The organism is Streptomyces sp. NPDC002232 (assembly GCF_042890295.1).
Taxonomy (GTDB): domain Bacteria; phylum Actinomycetota; class Actinomycetes; order Streptomycetales; family Streptomycetaceae; genus Streptomyces.
Window position 1 is genome coordinate 696251 of the sequence record NZ_JBIARV010000002.1, and the last position, 16920, is coordinate 713170.

Genomic DNA, 16920 nt, shown 5'->3' on the forward strand with positions numbered 1-16920 from the left:
GATAAGGCAGTCTTGTCCCCGTGCCTGAACCCGTGAACGCCGCCCATCCGCACGCAGCGACCCTGAAGCGCCTCGAACAGTCGTCCGGGCGGCTCGCCGCCGGCGCCATCGCCCGCATGGACGAGACGCTGCCGTGGTACCGCGCGATGCCGCCCGAGAACCGGTCGTGGATCGGACTGGTCGCCCAGGCCGGCATCGCCGCGTTCACCGAGTGGTTCCGGCACCCGGAGACCCCGCAGGCCATCTCGACGGACGTCTTCGGCACGGCCCCCCGCGAGCTGACCCGCGCGATCACCCTGCGCCAGACCGTGGAGATGGTCCGGACGACCATCGAGGTCATGGAGTCGGCCATCGACGAGGTCGCCGCCCCGGGCGACGAGTCCGTGCTCCGCGAGGCGCTCCTCGTCTACGCCCGGGAGATCGCCTTCGCCACCGCGCAGGTGTACGCGCAGGCCGCCGAGGCCCGGGGCGCCTGGGACGCGCGCCTGGAGTCGCTCGTGGTGAACGCCGTGCTCTCCGGCGAGGCCGACGAGGGCGCCGTGTCACGGGCCGCGGCGCTCGGCTGGAACTCGCCCGACCACGTCTGCGTGGTCCTCGGCACCGCCCCCGACGGCGACAGCGAGCTGACCGTGGAGGCGATCCGCCGGGCCGCCCGGCACGCGAAGCTCCAGGTCCTCACCGGCGTCCTCGGCGACCGGCTCGTCGTCATCGCGGGCGGCAACGACAATCCGCTCGCCGTCGCCAAGGCACTGATCGGGCCGTACGCGCCGGGCCCCGTGGTCGCCGGGCCCGTCGTCCCCGACCTGCTCGCCGCGACGCGCTCCGCGCAGGCCGCCGCCGCCGGGCTCAAGGCCTGCTCGGCGTGGCAGGACGCGCCGCGCCCGGTCCTGGCGGACGATCTCCTCCCGGAGCGCGCCATCGCCTCCGACCCGTCGGCGCGCGACCAGCTGGTGGAGGAGATCTACAGACCACTGGAGGAGGCGGGCTCCGCGCTGCTCGAAACTCTCAGTGTCTATCTGGAGCAGGCGAGTAGTCTTGAGGGCGCGGCCCGCATGCTTTTCGTACACCCGAACACCGTGCGCTACCGGCTCCGACGTGTGACCGACGTCACCGGCTGGTCACCCTCCGATGTGCGCTCCGCGTTCACGCTGCGGATCGCCCTCATCCTCGGACGCTTGGCCGACGGAGATCCGCAGTCCTAGACTTTTGTCGAACACCAACAATTCCCCCGACGGTTCTTCGTCCTTGTCCCCACGGGCGCTCGGAGCCGTCCCCAAGAGAGAGTGTGAGGGTGCTCGTACTCGTCGCTCCCGGCCAAGGCGCTCAGACGCCCGGCTTCCTGACCCCCTGGCTCGAACTCCCCGGCGCCGCCGACCGCATCGCGGCCTGGTCGGACGCGATCGGGCTCGACCTCGTCCACTACGGCACGAAGGCGGACGCGGACGAGATCCGCGACACCGCCGTGGCACAGCCCCTCCTCGTCGCCGCCGGCCTGCTCTCCGCGGCCGCGCTCGGTGAGGTGACCCCCGGCGTCGTCGCCGGTCACAGCGTCGGCGAGTTCACCGCCGCCGCCTTCGCGGGCGTCCTCGGCGACGAGGACGCGCTCCGGCTCGTCCGTACCCGCGGGCTCGCGATGGCCGACGCCGCCGCGGTCACCGCGACGGGCATGTCGGCGCTGCTCGGGGGCGACCCCGAGGTGACCGTCCCGCACCTGGAGAAGCTCGGCCTGACCGCGGCCAACGTGAACGGCGCCGGCCAGATCGTGGCCGCCGGCACGCTGGAGCAGCTGGCCGCCCTGGAGGCGGACAAGCCCGAGGGCGTCCGCCGGGTCGTGGCGCTCAAGGTCGCCGGCGCGTTCCACACGCACCACATGGCCCCGGCCGTGGCGAAGCTGGAGGAGGCGGCGCGGCTGCTGTCCCCGGCCGCTCCGGTCACCCGCTACGTCTCCAACAAGGACGGCCAGGTCGTCACCGACGGCGCCGAGGTCGTGGCCCGGCTGGTCGGCCAGGTCGCGAACCCGGTCCGCTGGGACCTGTGCATGGAGACCTTCCAGGCGCTCGGCGCGAAGGCCCTGATCGAGGTCTGCCCCGGCGGCACCCTGACGGGCATCGCCAAGCGGGCCCTGCCGGGCGTGGCCACGGTCGCGCTCAAGACTCCCGACGACCTCGACGCGGCCCGTACGCTCATCGCCGAGCACGCGGCCGTCTGACAAGGAGAGTCGAGAAACATGTCGAAGATCAAGCCCAGCAAGGGCGCCCCGTACGCGCGGATCCTCGGTGTCGGCGGCTACCGCCCCACCCGGGTCGTGCCGAACGAGGTGATCCTCGAGAAGATCGACTCGTCCGACGAGTGGATCCGCTCGCGCTCCGGCATCGCCACCCGCCACTGGGCCTCCCCGGAGGAGACGGTGGCCGCCATGTCGGTGGAGGCCTCCGGCAAGGCCATCGCCGACGCCGGGATCAGCCCCGGGCAGATCGGTGCCGTGATCGTCTCCACGGTCTCGCACTTCAAGCAGACCCCGGCCGTCGCGACCGAGATCGCCGACAAGATCGGCGCCGGGAAGCCGGCCGCGTTCGACATCTCCGCCGGCTGCGCGGGCTTCGGCTACGGCCTGACGCTCGCCAAGGGCATGATCGTCGAGGGTTCGGCCGAATACGTGCTGGTCATCGGCGTGGAGCGGCTCAGCGACCTGACGGATCTGGAGGACCGCGCGACGGCCTTCCTGTTCGGCGACGGCGCCGGCGCCGTGGTCGTCGGCCCCTCCGACGAGCCGCACATCGGCCCCACGGTCTGGGGTTCCGAGGGCGACAAGTCCGAGACGATCAAGCAGACCGTGCCGTGGAACGAGTTCCAGGTCGGCGACGTGTCGAAGCTCCCCGTCAACGAGGCCGGCGAGATCAAGTTCCCCGCCATCACGCAGGAGGGCCAGGCGGTCTTCCGCTGGGCCGTCTTCGAGATGGCGAAGGTCGCCCAGCAGGCGCTGGACGCCGCCGGAATCTCGGCGGACGACCTGGACGTCTTCATCCCGCACCAGGCGAACATGCGGATCATCGATTCGATGGTGAAGACTCTGAAGCTGCCGGAGCACGTCACGGTCGCCCGTGACGTGGAGACCACCGGCAACACCTCGGCCGCCTCGATCCCGCTCGCGATGGAGCGGCTCCTGGCGACCGGGAAGGCGAAGAGCGGCGACACCGCGCTCGTCATCGGCTTCGGGGCGGGTCTCGTCTACGCCGCGACGGTCGTTACCCTCCCCTAGGCACACCGGATCTTCCGGAAGCCCCCGTACCGAAGTAACCGCAAGAAGGAGCAGCACTATGGCTGACACCCAGGAAGAGATCCTCAAGGGCCTCGCCGAGATCGTCAACGAGATCGCCGGCATCCCGGTCGAGGACGTCCAGCTGGACAAGTCCTTCACCGACGACCTGGACGTCGACTCGCTGTCCATGGTCGAGGTCGTCGTCGCCGCCGAGGAGCGCTTCGACGTGAAGATCCCCGACGAGGACGTCAAGAACCTCAAGACCGTGGGCGACGCCGCCGACTACATCCTGAAGCACCAGGACTGATTCGGTCCCCGCTGACTCGGTTCGCCACCCGGCGGTGGCGCCGTATTTCGACCATCACACACGTGGAGAAAGAATTCCTGTGAGCTCGACCAATCGCACCGTGGTCGTCACCGGTCTCGGCGCAACCACACCGCTGGGTGGCGACTCCGCATCGACCTGGGAAGGTCTGATCGCGGGACGCTCCGGCGTCAAGCCCCTCGAGGGCGAGCGCTTCGCCGAACTGCCCGTCAAGATCGCGGCCCTCGCCGCGGTCGACCCCGGCGACGTGCTGCCCCGCCCGCTGGCCCGCAAGCTGGACCGCTCGGCGCAGTTCGCGCTGATCGCGGCCCGCGAGGCCTGGGCGGACGCGGGCTACACCGGCCCGGCCGGTGAGGACGAGAAGATCGTGCCCGAGCGGCTCGGCTCCGTCATCGCCTCCGGCATCGGTGGTGTGACCACTCTGCTCGACCAGTACGACGTGCTGAAGGAGAAGGGCGTCCGCCGCGTCTCCCCGCACACCGTGCCCATGCTCATGCCGAACGGCCCCTCCGCGAACGTGGGTCTGGAGGTGAACGCCCGGGCGGGCGTCCACACCCCCGTCTCCGCCTGCGCGTCGGGCGCCGAGGCGATCGGCTACGCCGTCGAGATGATCCGTACCGGCCGTGCCGACGTGGTCGTCGCCGGCGGTACCGAGGCCGCGATCCACCCGCTGCCGATCGCCGCCTTCGCCAACATGATGGCGATGTCCAAGAACAACGACGAGCCGACGAAGGCCTCGCGTCCCTACGACACCGGCCGCGACGGCTTCGTGCTCGGCGAGGGCGCGGGCGTCGTGATCCTGGAGTCCGAGGAGCACGCGAAGGCGCGCGGCGCGCGCATCTACTGCGAGGTGCTGGGCCAGGGCCTGTCGGCCGACAGCCACCACATCGCGCAGCCCGAGCCGACCGGCCGGGGCATCGCCGCCGCGATGCAGAACCTGCTGGACTCGACGGACCTCAAGCCGTCCGAGGTCGTCCACCTCAACGCGCACGCCACGTCGACGCCGCAGGGCGACGTCGCCGAGATCAAGGCGCTGCGGAAGGTGCTGGGCGACGACCTGGACCACGTCGCGATCTCCGCGACGAAGTCGATGACCGGTCACCTGCTGGGCGGCGCGGGCGGCATCGAGACCGTCGCGACGGTCCTGGCGCTCCACAATCGCCTGGCCCCGCCGACGATCAACATCGACGACCTGGACTCCGAGGTGGCGGCGGACATCGTCCGCGACGAGCCCCGTGAGCTGCCGCAGGGCACGATCGCCGCGATCAACAACAGCTTCGGCTTCGGCGGCCACAACGTGGTCCTGGCGTTCCGCACGGTCTGACGCCCGTACGTGCCGATGGCCCGCCCCCACCGAGGGGGCGGGCCTTCGTCGTGTCAGCGCAGGCCGTTGGCCGCCGGTTCCGCCCGCATGTGGATCTGGTTGAGGACGACGGGGCGCAGCGCCTCGCCGTCGGCGGCGTCCTCGGGGGCGGAGAGGGCGCCCCCGCCGGTGACGCCCGCCCCGAGGAGGACCGCCGCCGCTCCGAACGCGGCGCCCGCCAGACCGTCCCGTGTCACGTCTCTCCCGCCCGGCGCATCCCCTGCGCGCCCGGCCGGAATCTGCCGCCCGTCGGTGAACGGGCGTCAGACCACCTGGTGCAGCCAGCGGACGGGGGCGCCCTCGCCCGCGTAGCGGAAGGGTTCCAGCTCGTCGTCCCAGGGCTTTCCGAGCAGCTTGGCGATCTCCGCCTCCAGCTGGGTCTCGCCCTGCGCGGAGCGCGCCAGGGCGGCCCGCAGCCGGTCCTCGGGGACCAGGATGTCGCCGTGCATGCCGGTGACGGCGTGGAAGATGCCCAGGTCGGGCGTGGCGCTGTAGCGCTCGCCCTCGGCGGTGGGGCAGGGCTCCGCGGTGACCTCGAAGCGGAGCAGCTGCCAGCCCCGGAGCGCGGAGGCGAGCTCCGAGGCGGTGCCGGTCCGGCCCTTCCAGGAGAGCTCGGCTCTCCAGGTGCCGGGGGACGCCGGCTGGCGGATCCAGTCGAGCTGGACCCTCGCACCGAGGACGCCCGCGACCGCCCATTCGACGTGCGGGCACAGCGCGCGCGGTGCGGAGTGTACGTACAGGACTCCACGTGTCGTCACCGGGACCTCCAGTGTGGGACGAGGTTCGCCTTGTCCAGCGGTCCCAGTAAACCGCATCAGGAGCAGAACACCGCAAACCGTCAAAAAGGGGACAGCATGTGACGTGATGTAATTTACCGGAGCCGGTCGGCGAAGGCGCCTCTGGTTCGACGGGGGAAAAGCTACCGTGCCGCGCCGTCATCGGTGTGACGTACGGTCGGTCCGGGGGTGGGTGGGCATCGAGCTTTCACCCGCCAGGACGCCGAAGGAGGGGCCGGAGATGCGCGGCCGACGCCGATTCCGAACCGCTGTCGCCGCCGCGACGGCCGCGCTGCTGTGCGGCGGTGCGCTCTCCGGCTGCACGGGCGGGGACCCGGACGCGGCGGCTCCGAGCGCCCGTTCCGCCCCGCGCCCGACCCCGAGGCCCACGCCGCTGTGGGACGTGTCCCCCGCGTCCGTGGCGGCCGTCGGCGACTCCGTGACCCGCGCCTTCGACGCGTGCTCCGTCCTGTCGGACTGCCCGGAGGTGTCGTGGGCGACCGGGACGGACACCGCCGTGAACAGTCTGGCGCTGCGGCTGCTCGGCCCGGCGAAGGTGGCCACCCATAGCTGGAACCTGGCCCGGACGGGCGCGCGGATGGCGGAGCTCCCGGAGCAGATGGCCGGGGCGGCGGCCGAGAAGCCCGAGCTGGTGACGGTGATGATGGGGGCGAACGACGCCTGCCGGCCCACCCCGGACCTGATGACGCCGGTCGCCGACTTCCGGGCCTCCTTCGTGAAGGCCCTCGCCCGGCTGCGGGCCGGCGCGCCGAAGGCGCAGGTGTACGTGGCGAGCGTGCCCGACCTGAAGCGCCTGTGGTCGACGGGGCGGGTCAGCCCGATGGGGCTGCGGGTGTGGAAGTTGGGGATCTGCGGGGCGATGCTGGCGGACGCGGAGGACCTGGGTCCGGCGGCCGAGCGGCGGCGCGCGGCGGTGCTGGACCGGGTGGTGGCGTACAACGGGGTCCTGGCGGAGGTGTGCGCGAAGGACGCGCGCTGCCGGTACGACGGCGGGGCGGTCTTCGGGTACCGCTTCGACGGCGGCCAGTTGAGCCCCTGGGACTGGTTCCATCCGAGCCGGGACGGGCAGGCGCGGCTCGCGGAGCTGGCGTACCGGCGGATCACGAAGGAGTGAGGGACCCCGGGGCGGTTGTCAGGTGCCGCCCCGGGGCCGGTTCTCGGGGATCCCGGGAGGGTCAGACCTCCAGGGTGGCGGTCAGGCGCGCGTCGGCGAGGGAGTGGGCGCCGACGACCTCGTACGCGCCGCCGACGAGGGTCCAGTCGTGCTTCTCCTCGTCCCAGATCTCGAAGGCGCGGCGGGGCAGCGCGACGACGGCCTCGACGGTCTCGCCGGGCGCCGCCTCGACGTTGACGAAGCCGGCGAGCCAGCGGGCGGGGCGCTCGACGGTGTCGTCGACCGGCGCCAGGTAGATCTGGACGGTCTCGCGGCCGGGCCGGTCACCGGTGTTGGTGAGGCGGACGGTGGCCGTGTCCGGGTCCGCGACCAGGGAGTCGTACGACCAGGTCGTGTAGCCGAGGCCGTGGCCGAAGGGGTACGCGGGGACGGCCGCGGCGCGGTCCCAGGCGCGGTAGCCGATGAAGACGCCCTCGGTGTAGTGCAGTTTCCCGTCGGTCGGGGTGACCTCGGTGACGGGGACGTCGGCGAGGGCGGCCGGCCAGGTGGTGGGGAGGCGGCCGCCGGGCTCCTCGGCGCCGGTGAGGACGTCGGCGAGGGCGGCACCGCCCTCCTGGCCGGGGAACCAGCTGAGCAGCACCGCGGCCACGTCCTCGCGCCAGGGCAGTTCGACCGGGGAGCCGGCGTTGACGACGACGACGGTGTTCGGATTGGCGGCGGCGACGGCCCGTACGAGGTCGTCCTGGCGGCCGGGGAGGGCGAGGTCCGTCCGGTCGAAGCCCTCGGACTCGACGCGCTCGGTGGTGGCGACGACCACGACGGCGGTGTCGGCGGCGCGGGCGGCCTCGACGGCCTCGGTGATCAGTTCGTCGGGATCACGGCGGGGACCGAGGTGGACGAAGGAGAACATGACGGCCGGGAGCGGGGCCGCGAACTCCCGGTCGAGCGTGTGGAGCAGGGAGACCTCGACGGTCTCGCCCGCGGTGAGCGCGACCTTGGCGCGCTCGACCGGGGAGCCGAAGAAGGCCTCGAAGGGGTCGGTGCCGGCGCTCATGGCCTGGACGCCCTCGAAGACGGTCGTGCCGGCGACGGTCAGGGTGAAGGCGCCGAGGCCGCGGGTGCCGAAGGCGTGCTCGCCGGACTCGCGCGGGGTGAAGGTGCCGACGACCTCGATGGAGGCGAGGGTCTCGTGGGTGACGCCCTCGGGGAGGTCGTCGCCGATCCACTGGACCTGGCCGTTGGGCAGGGAGCCCTCGCCGAGCAGGCGGCCCTCGGCGTCGCGGCAGCGGGCGCGGAGGGTGAACCCCGCCGAGACGGAGCCGGCGGGGGTGAGTTCCTCGCTGGGGTCGGCGCCGACGGTGAAGGTCAGCGCGCCGTCGGGGAGGGCGGCGGTGAGGCCGTCGAGCGGGGAGACGAGGTGGTCGGGGAAGACCTGGGCGGAGCCGCCGCCGAGGATCCGGGCGTCGCGGGCGGCGGCGCCGGAGAGCGCGACGGTGGTGCCCGCGGCGAGCGGCAGGGCGCCGTTCTCGTTGCGGACGAGGACGAAGCCGCGGCGGGCGATCTCGCGGGCGAGGGCGTCGCCGTCGAGGGCGGCGGGGGGCTCGGTGACGGCCGGCGGGGCGCCTTCGAGGGCGCCGACGCGGGCGGCGAGCCGCAGGACGTTGCGTACGGCGGCGTCGACCAGGGACTCCTCGACCTCGCCGGAGCGGACGGCGGCGGCGAGCGCCGGGCCGTAGACGGTCTCGGGGCCGGGCATGGCGACGTCGAGGCCGCCGCGGATGTCGCCGGTGGTGGAGCGGGCGGCCACCCAATCGGAGACGTTGCAGCCGTCGAAGCCCCACTCGCCGCGCAGGACCTCGTTCACGAGCTCGTGGTGCTCGGTCATCGTGACGCCGTTGACCTCGTTGTAGGCGGTCATGATGCCCCAGGGGCGGGCGTTCTTGACGATGGCCTCGAAGGGGGCGAGGTAGAGCTCGCGGAGCGGGCGCGGGGCGATGCGGTTGTCGACGGTGAAGCGGTCGGTCTCGGCGTCGTTGGCGACGAAGTGCTTGACGGTGGTGCCGACGCCGCCGTCCTGGACGCCCTGGACGTAGCCGGTGCCGATGGCGCCGGTGAGGTACGGGTCCTCGCTGTAGGCCTCGAAGTGGCGGCCGCCGAGCGGGGTGCGGTGCAGGTTGACCGTGGGGGCGAGGACGACGTGGACGCCCTTGCGGCGGGCCTCCTGGGCGAGCAGGCGGCCGGCCCGGCGGGCGAGCTCCGGGTCCCAGGTCGCGGCGAGGGCGGTCGGGGACGGGATCGCGACCGACGGGTCGTCGGCGGTCCAGCGGACGCCGCGGACCCCGATGGGGCCGTCGGACATGACCAGGGACTTCAGGCCGATCTCCGGCAGGGCGGGCAGGGACCACATGTCCTGGCCCGCGAGCAGCCTGGTCTTGGTGTCCAGGTCGAGCTTGCCGAGCGCCGCCTCGACGACGGTGTTCCTCACGGTCTCCGCGCTGGTCTCCGCCATGGCCGTACCTCCTCGTTGACGTACCGAATGACCCCGATGCGCCCATCGTGCACCCACCTACCTGTAGATCGGTAGGTGATGTAATCATTCTGTTACTTCGGTGTCACGGCGAAGAGGTACGGTCCTGTCGGAGGAACCTGCGGAGAGGGGCCGGGCGATGGTGCGGGCCAGGAGCGAGGAGCGGCGCGCGGACATCCTGCGCGCCGCCCTGGAAGTGATCGCCGAGCGCGGCTACCGGGGCGCCACCCTGGGCTCCGTCGCCGAACGGGTCGGACTGACCCAGCAGGGGCTGCTGCACTACTTCCCGACGAAGGAGGCGCTGCTCGTCGCGGTCCTGGAGGAGCGGGACCGCTGGGACACCAGCGGCGGCCGGGACCGGGAGGGCTGGCGGCTCGACCTCCTGGAGTCCCTGGTCGAGTACAACGCGATGCGGCCGGGGATCGTGCAGACCTTCTCCGCGCTGCTCGGCGAGAGCGTCACCGACGGGCATCCGGCGCGGGCGTTCTTCACCGAGCGGTACGCGCAGGTGCGGGCCAACATGGCGGACGTCCTGCGCCTGGAGTTCGGCGAGCGGCTGCCGGGCGGTCTCACCCCGGAGCGGGCGGCGCCGCTGCTCACCGCGGTGATGGACGGCCTCCAGTACCAGTGGCTCCTGGATCCGTCGGCGGTGGACATGCCGGGCGCCTTCCGTGACTTCCTGCGGCTGCTGGGCCGCTCCGAGGAGCCCCTGGATCCGCCCTCGGACCGGGCCTGACCGGCACTCCCCGGCGCGCGACCGCCGCCAGGTCCTCGGCCAGGAGGGCCGGGTCGGCCGTCAGGAGTCCGTGGACGGCCTCCAGGACGGGGAGCCGCGCCGCGGCGGTGGCCAGGGCGACGTCCTTGGCGGCCAGGGCGACCGGGAAGTGCGAGCCGGTGGCGGTGGCCCGGCCGACGGCGCCCGCGAGGGGGCCCGCGCCGAGCGCGCGGAGCGTCGGCTCGCGGGGCAGACCGAGGGCGTCGGCGAGCGCGAGGGCCTCGGCGACGAGGGCGACCCCGCCGATCGCGGCGTTGATGAGGACCAGCTTGAGGGCGGCGCCCGTGCCGGGCCCGCCGCAGGGCGTGACGGTCCCGAGCCGGCCGAGGAGGGCGGCGACGGGCGCGGTGTCCCCGCCCGCGAGGATCATGAGCTCGCCCGCGGCGGCCCGGTCGACGCTGCCCATGACCGGCGCGTCGATCAGGGTGACCCCGGCGGGGAGCCGCGCGGCGAGGGCGGCGACGGTGTCCGGGCCGACCGTCGAGGTGTCGATCCAGCGGGTGCCGGGGCGCAGCGCGGGGAGCATCTCGTCGGCGACGGCGAGGGCGGCGGCCGGGTCCGCGAGCATCGTGACGACGACGTCGGCGTCCCGGACGGCTTCGGCGGGGGTCGCGGCGCGGACGGCGCCGTCGGCGACGAGGGCGTCGGCCTTGGCGGCGGTGCGGTTCCAGACGGTGAGCGGGTGTCCGGCGTCGAGCAGGCGGCGGGCCATCGGCAGGCCCATGGATCCGAGGCCGAGGAAGGCCGTCTTCTGCGGGGTGTTCTCCATGAAGTCGACGCTAGGCCCGACCTCGTCATGCGACAAGCGAATGTCTAGCATGGCCGCCATGCCCGTCTCGCATGGCCTGTACGAGGCCTTCCTCGCCGTCGCCCGCGCCGGATCCCTCACCGCCGCCGCCCGCGCCCTCGGGTACACGCAGTCCGCGGTGTCGCGTCAGGTCCAGGCGCTGGAGGAGGAGATGGGCGCGGAGCTGTTCGAGCGGCTGCCGCGCGGGGTGCGGCTCACCGAGGCGGGCCGGGTGCTGCTGCCGCACGCCGAGGCGGTGCGGGACCGGCTGGCCGCCGCCCGCGCCGAACTGGCCTCGCTGCGCACGCTCGACGGCGGGCTGCTGCGGCTCGGGGCCTTCTCCAGCGCGACCGCCTCGCTCGTCCCGCGCGCGCAGGCCGTCTTCCGGGAGCGGCGTCCGGGAGTGGTGGTCACGCGCGTGGAGGGCCCGTCGTTCAAGCACCTCGGGCTCGTCGCCGCCGGGGAGGAGGATCTCGCGGTGGTGGCCCCGGCGGCCGCGACGGCACCGCCTCCCGGTGTGACGCTGCACCACCTCCTGGACGAGCCGCTGCTGGTGGCGCTGGGGCGGGCGCATCCGTACGCGGGGCGGCGGGCGCTGCGGCTGGCCGAGCTCGCCGAGGAGGAGTGGATCGTCGGCGACGAGCGCCTGGAGGACACCCTGTTCCGTCCGGCGGTGGCCGCCGGCTTCCGGCCCCGCACGGGGCTGCTCGCGCACGACTGGATCGCGAAGCTGGGGGCGGTCGCGGCGGGGCTCGGCGTCACGCTCGTGCCCGCCCTGGCGGCGGCCTCGGTGCGCCGGGACGTCGCGCTGGTGACCATCCACCCGGAGGACGTCCCGTACCGCCGGATCTGCGCGGCCGCCCCGACGGCCCCGACGGTCGCGGCGACCGCCTTCCTCGGCCTGCTCCGCGAGACGGCGGAGGAGCTAATACCCTCCACCCGGACTTGATCCTTACAGGGGGGCGCGGGATGATGGCGGTCATGATCGTCGCAGCCACCCAGTTCGCCCCGGTCGCCGGGGACATCGACGCCAACGTCCGCACCGTCGCCGGCCTGGTCCGGGCGGCCGGGGCGGAGGGGGCCAGGGTCGTGGTCTTCTCCGAGCTCTCGCTCACCGGGTACGAGCCGTCCCTGATCCGGGACACGCCCGCGCTGGTCCTCGCCGAGGACGACGCCCGCCTCGAACCGGTGCGGGAGGCGTGCCGGGCCGCGGGCGCGGCGGCCGTGGTCAACGGGCCGGTGCGGACGGCCGGTTCGGGCGTGGGCATCACCACGCTGGTGATCGGCCCCGACGGCTCGCTCCTCGCCCGCTACGACAAGCGGCACCTGTACGGGGTCGAGGCGGAGGTCTTCGCGGCGGGCGCCGCCGACGGCCGGTTCGCACTCGAAGGGATCCGCTTCGCCCTGGCCACCTGCTACGACAACCGCTTCCCGGACCTGGCCGAGCGGGCGGCGGCGGACGACTGCGCGGTGTACCTGGCGAGTTCGGTGCTGGGCGCCGACAACGACTCCTTCGAGACGGTGTATCCGGCGCGGGCCCGCGACTTCGGTCTGCACGTGGTCCTCGGCAACGCCCTGGGGGCCAACGAGGACGGGGTCGCCGTGGGCCGGGCCGGGGCCTGGGGCCCGGACGGCGGGCGGATCGCGGACGCCGGGTCCGAGGGGCCCGGGTTCGTCCTCGCCGAGGTGGGCTGAGCGGCGGCGGGGCCGGACGGTCGTGGGACATACGACCGTCCGGCCCCCGGGCGGCCGTCACGGAACCCCCGGTCCGCGCTGCCGTCCCCGCCCCCCCTGACGGGGAGCTCTCAGCCCCTTAGGGGGCGCTCAGGCCCAGCGTGTACGCGCCGGAGCCGCTGTACGCGTGGACCACGTACCGGTAGTAGCCCGCGGTGCCGTAGTAGCTGGTGTCCTCGTCGGCGGTCGCCGTGCCGCCGACGGCCACGTCCGCCCACGCCGACCCGTTCCACTTCTGGAGGTACAGGTCGAAGTCGGCGCCGGCCGGGCCGCGCAGGCAGCCCACGTGGGTGCCGGCGGACGCCGCGTAGTAGTACGAGCCGTTGGGCTGGGCCGCGGCCTGACCGGAGGCCAGGGTGCCCTGGTACGTGTACTGGGTGGTGGCGCAGCCGGTGGGCGGGGTCGTGGTGCCGACCGACAGCTGGTAGGTGACCGTGTGCGTGGCGGAGCCCGTACCGGTGACGGTGATCGGGTACGTGCCGTTGGCGGTGCCCGCGGCGACCTGGACCGTCATCGTGGACGAGGAGCCGGAGGTCACCGAGGAGGGGCTGAAGGAGACGGTGACGCCGCTCGGGGCGCCGCTCGCGGAGAGCTGCACCGTCTGCGCGCTGCCGCCGGTGGTGGAGGTGTTCACCGTGGAGGTGACCGAGGCGCCGGCCTGGACCGAGCCCGAGGACGGGTTCAGGGCGAGCGAGAAGTCCGGCGTGGTGGTGCCGCCGCAGTCGGTCTCACCGGACTGGGCCGGCACGCCGATCGCGTTCCAGGCCGCCTTCACGGCGTTGCACTCGGTGGCGCCGTAGGTGTTCTTGGCGCTGGTCAGGGTCGCCTTGCGGGCGGCGAGGTGGTTCCAGGAGGAGGTCTTCATGAGCAGCGCGCCCATGAAGATCTTGCCGGCCTTCTGGATGCCGACACCGGTCACGGAGGACGGACCGCCGGAACATATCGGGCTGTTGGGCTTGCCGCCGCCCGGGTTGGAGCCCTCGGCGAGCAGGTAGAACCAGTGGTTCTGCGGGCCGGCCCCGGCGTGCACCTCGGTGTTGGAGGTCAGCTGGGTGTAGCAGTTGGGGTCGTTGTTGATGAGCGACGGGTTGTACATGTTGCGGATCGGCTGGTTGTTGCCGGTGAAGTTCAGCTTCTCGCCGACCGTGTAGTCGGGGGTGTCGTTCGGGTTGTTGGCGTAGTGCTCGGTGAGCGCGCCGAAGATGTCGCCCGTCGACTCGTTCATGCCGCCGTTCTCGTTGGACGAGCCCGAGCTGCCCGGCGTCCGGTCGAAGATCTCGTGGCCGTACTCGTGCGCCACGACGTCGATGCCGGTGAGCTGCATGGTGCCGTTCTGGTTGCGGCCGTACGTGGTCTTCGTGCCGTCGTAGTAGGCGTTGACCTCGCTCAGTCCGGCGCGGGCCGGAACCATGCCGCCCTGGCCGTTCTGGCCGTTGTAGCCGAACCACTCCTTGAGCATGGAGTGTTCCTTCTGCGCCGCGTACATGATGTCGACGCAGGCGGTCACCAGGTCGTTGGCGCCGTTGTTGCCCCACGGCGAGGAGCCCGTGTAGGCGCTGCCGTTCTGGCCGCCGCACTTGAAGGAGCCGCGGCTGGTGTCGGTCATCGAGCCGGCGGCGGTGTCGATGGTGACGTTGCCGTTGTGGTAGCCGCGGCCGTCGGCGTGCAGGATCTTGTCGGTGGAGCGGGCGACGGACCCGGTCCGCGCGTCGACGAAGGTGTCGAGCGAGCTCGGGGCGTCCTGGGCGGTTCGCCCGATGACCAGGGTGTGCCAGGTCAGGACCGCCTTGCCGCCCTTGAGGAGCACGGTCAGCTCCGGGGCGCTCGCGCTCTCGACGGAGGCCAGCTGCTTCCGGGCGGTGGCGAGGGCCGCGGCGGCGGTCACCGTCGCCTTCGTGGAGACCCGGATGGCGGGGGCGGTGGCGCCGGTGACCTCGCGGACCTTGCCGGAGCTGTCGGAGACGACGACCGCGTCGCCGCCGACGACCGGGAGGCCCCGGTAGGTGCGCTCGTACGAGGCGTAGTACAGGCCGTTCGCCCAGGGGGTGACGGACGTCCGGACGAGGTCCTCGTCGGCGCCGTGCCGCAGCTCGTCCAGGCCGCTCGCCGCGGCCTTGTCCGCGGCGGCCAGCGCGAGGGACTTGCCGTGCCCGGGCGGTACGGGCTGCGCCTGCGGTGCCGCGGCGGCGGGGCCGGCGAGGGCGGTCGCGAGGCTCGCCGAGAGCGCCAGGGCGGCCACGGTCGCCGTGAGTCTGGTGGGGTGCAACGTCTGCTCCGATCAGGGTGGGGATCGTGGTGGGGGAGACGGATCGTCGCGCCGAGTATGGGCGTGGACATGGCCAGTTCGGGACATCTCACGCGGCATAAGACGCGGGTTATGGTGCGCCCGTGCGCCGCTGCGTACGCTGCTGAAATGCAGCTGGAGTTGAGGCATCTTGAGGCCGTCTGCCGGATAGCGGAGGCGGGCAGTCTGGGGCGGGCCGCGGGGCGGCTCGGGGTGTCTCAGCCGGCGCTCTCCGCGCAGCTCCGCCGCATCGAACGGGTCGCGGGCGGGGAGCTCTTCCTGCGCGGCCGGCACGGGGTGGAGCCCACCCCGCTCGGCGAGTTCGTGCTCTCCAAGGCGCGGCTCGTGCTCGGCGAGATGGACGCGCTGGCCGCCGGGGCGCGGGCCGCCGCCCCGGACACCCCGCTGCGCCTCGGCTGCATCCTGCTCGTCCTCGTGGACCGGCTGCTCGGGGAGCTGGAGCGGGTCATGGCGGGGCAGGAGATCGCCGTGGCCGTCGAGCACTCGGCGACGACCCTGACCCGGCAGCTCGGCGCCGGGCGGTACGACGCCGTGCTGTACGGGGAGGTCAACGACCACGAGGTGCCGCTGCCGGAGGGCACGACGGCCCGCACGCTCGTCCCCAAGGAGCCGTTCTGCGTCCGCCTCTCGGCGGCGCACCCGCTGGCGGCACGGGAGCGGATCGCCCTCGCGGAGCTCGCGGACGAGTCCTGGATGACGCTGGTGGAGGACGACGACGGCGGCCCCGAGGCACTGGTCGCGGCCTGCGAGAAGGCCGGGTTCACGCCCTCGCTGCGGCACCGGGTCGCGGACCGCAAGATGCACTACGCCCTGATCGCGGCGGGCCGGGCGATCTCGATGAGCCAGCCGACGGCCCCGGCGGCGGAGGGCACGGTGCTGCGCCCCCTGGAGGGCGACCCGGTCACGGGCCGGATCCGGCTCGCGTGGAACCGGGCGGCCCTCTCCGCCCCGCAGGCGGAGCTGCTGTACGGGGCGGCGGCCCGCGCCTATCTGGCGAACGTCGGCAACAACGCCTTCCACCGGGCGTGGTGGGACGCGCGGCCGGAGTTGCACCCCGTCCTGGAGATCTGAGCGGGCTCAGCGGGAGAGGTGGTGCGGCCCCCGCGCGTCACCGGCGGAGGGGATGCCGCCGCCGCCCTTCCGGTGGTCGCCGTCCGTGGCGTCCCCGTCCTCGCGCTCGTCCCCGGTGCCCTCGCCGCGCAGGTCGCGGGCCATCAGGGTGGCACCGGCGACCGCGCCCGGCATGAGGAGGACGGCGACGAAGGGCACCAGGAAGGCGAGCGTCAGCGGGACGCCGAAGCCCAGGACGGCCAGCCGGCGGCCGCGGAGCAGGCCCAGCCGCTCCTTGAGCTCGACGCCCCGGCGCTGGAGCGCGACGGCCGTGAGCTCCTCGGTGAGGAAGAAGCCGGAGACGCAGAATCCGATGGCGGGGACGACGGTCTGGCCGACGACGGGGAGGAAGCCGCAGGCGAAGAGCAGGACGCCGTAGAGCGCGACCCGCAGCAGGACCCGCAGGCTGTCGCGGGCCGAGATCCACAGTTCGCGCCAGAGCGGCAGGCCCGACTCGGGCACCTCGCCGCCCTGGCTGCGGTCGACCTCCTCGGAGAGCGACTCGTAGAAGGGCTGGCCGACGAGGAGGGTGACGGCGGTGAAGGTGATGACCGCGAGGAAGAGCCCGAAGGCGAGGACGAGGGCGGTCAGGGTGCCCCGGAGGATCCCGAGCCAGGGCGAGGTCCAGTCGTCGGCGAACGGCGTCGCCCACGCGGCCAGGTCGTCGGCGCCGTATCCGAGACCGACGAGCGCCGCCGCGTACAGGACGAGCGTCACCAGGCCGGGGAGCAGCCCGAAGCCGAACCACCGTCCGTGCCGGCCGACCCACTTCTGGCCCTGCAACAGGTACTTGAAACCCACCCCGAGATCACGCATGGAGGTCA

Annotated in this window: 15 protein-coding genes and 1 pseudogene; 10 read left to right on the top strand and 6 right to left on the bottom strand. The window is 73.3% G+C overall.

The annotated features are described in order from the left end of the window. The first annotated feature begins 20 nt into the window (after positions 1-20). The 5 genes from fasR to fabF all read left to right on the top strand — a co-directional run bounded on the left by fasR (position 21) and on the right by fabF (position 4908). A complete protein-coding gene (gene fasR, locus ACFYXU_RS09960; protein ID WP_329855340.1) occupies positions 21-1202 on the top strand; it encodes a fatty acid biosynthesis transcriptional regulator FasR in 1182 nt (393 codons plus the stop codon). An 89-nt stretch (positions 1203-1291) separates the two neighbouring features. Beyond that, on the top strand, positions 1292-2209 hold the full coding sequence (locus ACFYXU_RS09965) for an ACP S-malonyltransferase (RefSeq protein ID WP_376508595.1): 918 nt from the start codon (positions 1292-1294) through the stop codon (positions 2207-2209). An 18-nt stretch (positions 2210-2227) separates the two neighbouring features. Further along, positions 2228-3259, top strand: coding sequence for a ketoacyl-ACP synthase III (locus tag ACFYXU_RS09970; protein ID WP_329855336.1), 1032 nt, complete (start codon positions 2228-2230; stop codon positions 3257-3259). 58 nt (positions 3260-3317) lie between these two features. Beyond that, a complete protein-coding gene (locus tag ACFYXU_RS09975; RefSeq protein WP_189801979.1) occupies positions 3318-3566 on the top strand; it encodes an acyl carrier protein in 249 nt (82 codons plus the stop codon). 79 nt (positions 3567-3645) lie between these two features. Beyond that, on the top strand, positions 3646-4908 hold the full coding sequence (gene fabF, locus ACFYXU_RS09980) for a beta-ketoacyl-ACP synthase II (RefSeq protein WP_329855333.1): 1263 nt from the start codon (positions 3646-3648) through the stop codon (positions 4906-4908). A 53-nt stretch (positions 4909-4961) separates the two neighbouring features. On the opposite strand, the gene ACFYXU_RS09985 is transcribed toward fabF, so the two are convergent. Both ACFYXU_RS09985 and ACFYXU_RS09990 read right to left on the bottom strand, forming a co-directional pair. Next, the gene (locus tag ACFYXU_RS09985) at positions 4962-5144 is read right to left on the bottom strand and encodes a hypothetical protein (protein WP_389457228.1); all 183 of its coding nucleotides are present in this window, start codon (positions 5142-5144) and stop codon (positions 4962-4964) included. A gap of 66 nt (positions 5145-5210) precedes the next feature. Beyond that, positions 5211-5705 carry a DUF3145 domain-containing protein gene (locus tag ACFYXU_RS09990; protein WP_329855331.1) on the bottom strand — a complete coding sequence of 165 codons (495 nt, stop codon included), beginning with the start codon at positions 5703-5705 and terminating at the stop codon, positions 5211-5213. A gap of 259 nt (positions 5706-5964) precedes the next feature. On the opposite strand from ACFYXU_RS09990, the gene ACFYXU_RS09995 reads away from it, so the two are divergent. Beyond that, on the top strand, positions 5965-6858 hold the full coding sequence (locus ACFYXU_RS09995; RefSeq protein ID WP_389457230.1) for an SGNH/GDSL hydrolase family protein: 894 nt from the start codon (positions 5965-5967) through the stop codon (positions 6856-6858). A 61-nt stretch (positions 6859-6919) separates the two neighbouring features. Here the strand turns inward: ACFYXU_RS09995 and ACFYXU_RS10000 are convergent, their stop codons facing one another. Further along, the gene (locus ACFYXU_RS10000; RefSeq protein ID WP_389457232.1) at positions 6920-9367 is read right to left on the bottom strand and encodes a beta-glucosidase; all 2448 of its coding nucleotides are present in this window, start codon (positions 9365-9367) and stop codon (positions 6920-6922) included. A 157-nt stretch (positions 9368-9524) separates the two neighbouring features. Between ACFYXU_RS10000 and ACFYXU_RS10005 the strand changes: the two genes are divergently transcribed. After that, positions 9525-10121 carry a TetR/AcrR family transcriptional regulator gene (locus ACFYXU_RS10005; protein WP_389457234.1) on the top strand — a complete coding sequence of 199 codons (597 nt, stop codon included), beginning with the start codon at positions 9525-9527 and terminating at the stop codon, positions 10119-10121. Positions 10122-10503: 382 nt separating this feature from the next. Here ACFYXU_RS10005 and ACFYXU_RS10010 read toward each other — a convergent pair. Beyond that, a pseudogene (locus tag ACFYXU_RS10010) lies at positions 10504-10989 on the bottom strand (NAD(P)-dependent oxidoreductase); the annotation flags it as partial. Here ACFYXU_RS10010 and ACFYXU_RS10015 point away from each other — a divergent pair. Both ACFYXU_RS10015 and ACFYXU_RS10020 read left to right on the top strand, forming a co-directional pair. Further along, a complete protein-coding gene (locus ACFYXU_RS10015) occupies positions 10988-11896 on the top strand; it encodes a LysR family transcriptional regulator (RefSeq protein ID WP_389457236.1) in 909 nt (302 codons plus the stop codon). The pseudogene ACFYXU_RS10010 and the gene ACFYXU_RS10015 sit on opposite strands and share 2 nt — an antisense overlap. 32 nt (positions 11897-11928) lie before the next feature. Next, the gene (locus ACFYXU_RS10020; protein ID WP_389457238.1) at positions 11929-12642 is read left to right on the top strand and encodes a carbon-nitrogen hydrolase family protein; all 714 of its coding nucleotides are present in this window, start codon (positions 11929-11931) and stop codon (positions 12640-12642) included. 118 nt (positions 12643-12760) lie between these two features. Here the strand turns inward: ACFYXU_RS10020 and ACFYXU_RS10025 are convergent, their stop codons facing one another. After that, positions 12761-14947 carry a M4 family metallopeptidase gene (locus tag ACFYXU_RS10025; protein ID WP_389457240.1) on the bottom strand — a complete coding sequence of 729 codons (2187 nt, stop codon included), beginning with the start codon at positions 14945-14947 and terminating at the stop codon, positions 12761-12763. A 147-nt stretch (positions 14948-15094) separates the two neighbouring features. Between ACFYXU_RS10025 and ACFYXU_RS10030 the strand changes: the two genes are divergently transcribed. Then, on the top strand, positions 15095-16057 hold the full coding sequence (locus ACFYXU_RS10030) for a LysR family transcriptional regulator (RefSeq protein WP_329855317.1): 963 nt from the start codon (positions 15095-15097) through the stop codon (positions 16055-16057). A 6-nt stretch (positions 16058-16063) separates the two neighbouring features. On the opposite strand, the gene ACFYXU_RS10035 is transcribed toward ACFYXU_RS10030, so the two are convergent. Next, positions 16064-16912, bottom strand: coding sequence for an EI24 domain-containing protein (locus tag ACFYXU_RS10035; protein ID WP_376508611.1), 849 nt, complete (start codon positions 16910-16912; stop codon positions 16064-16066). Positions 16913-16920: the final 8 nt, after the last annotated feature.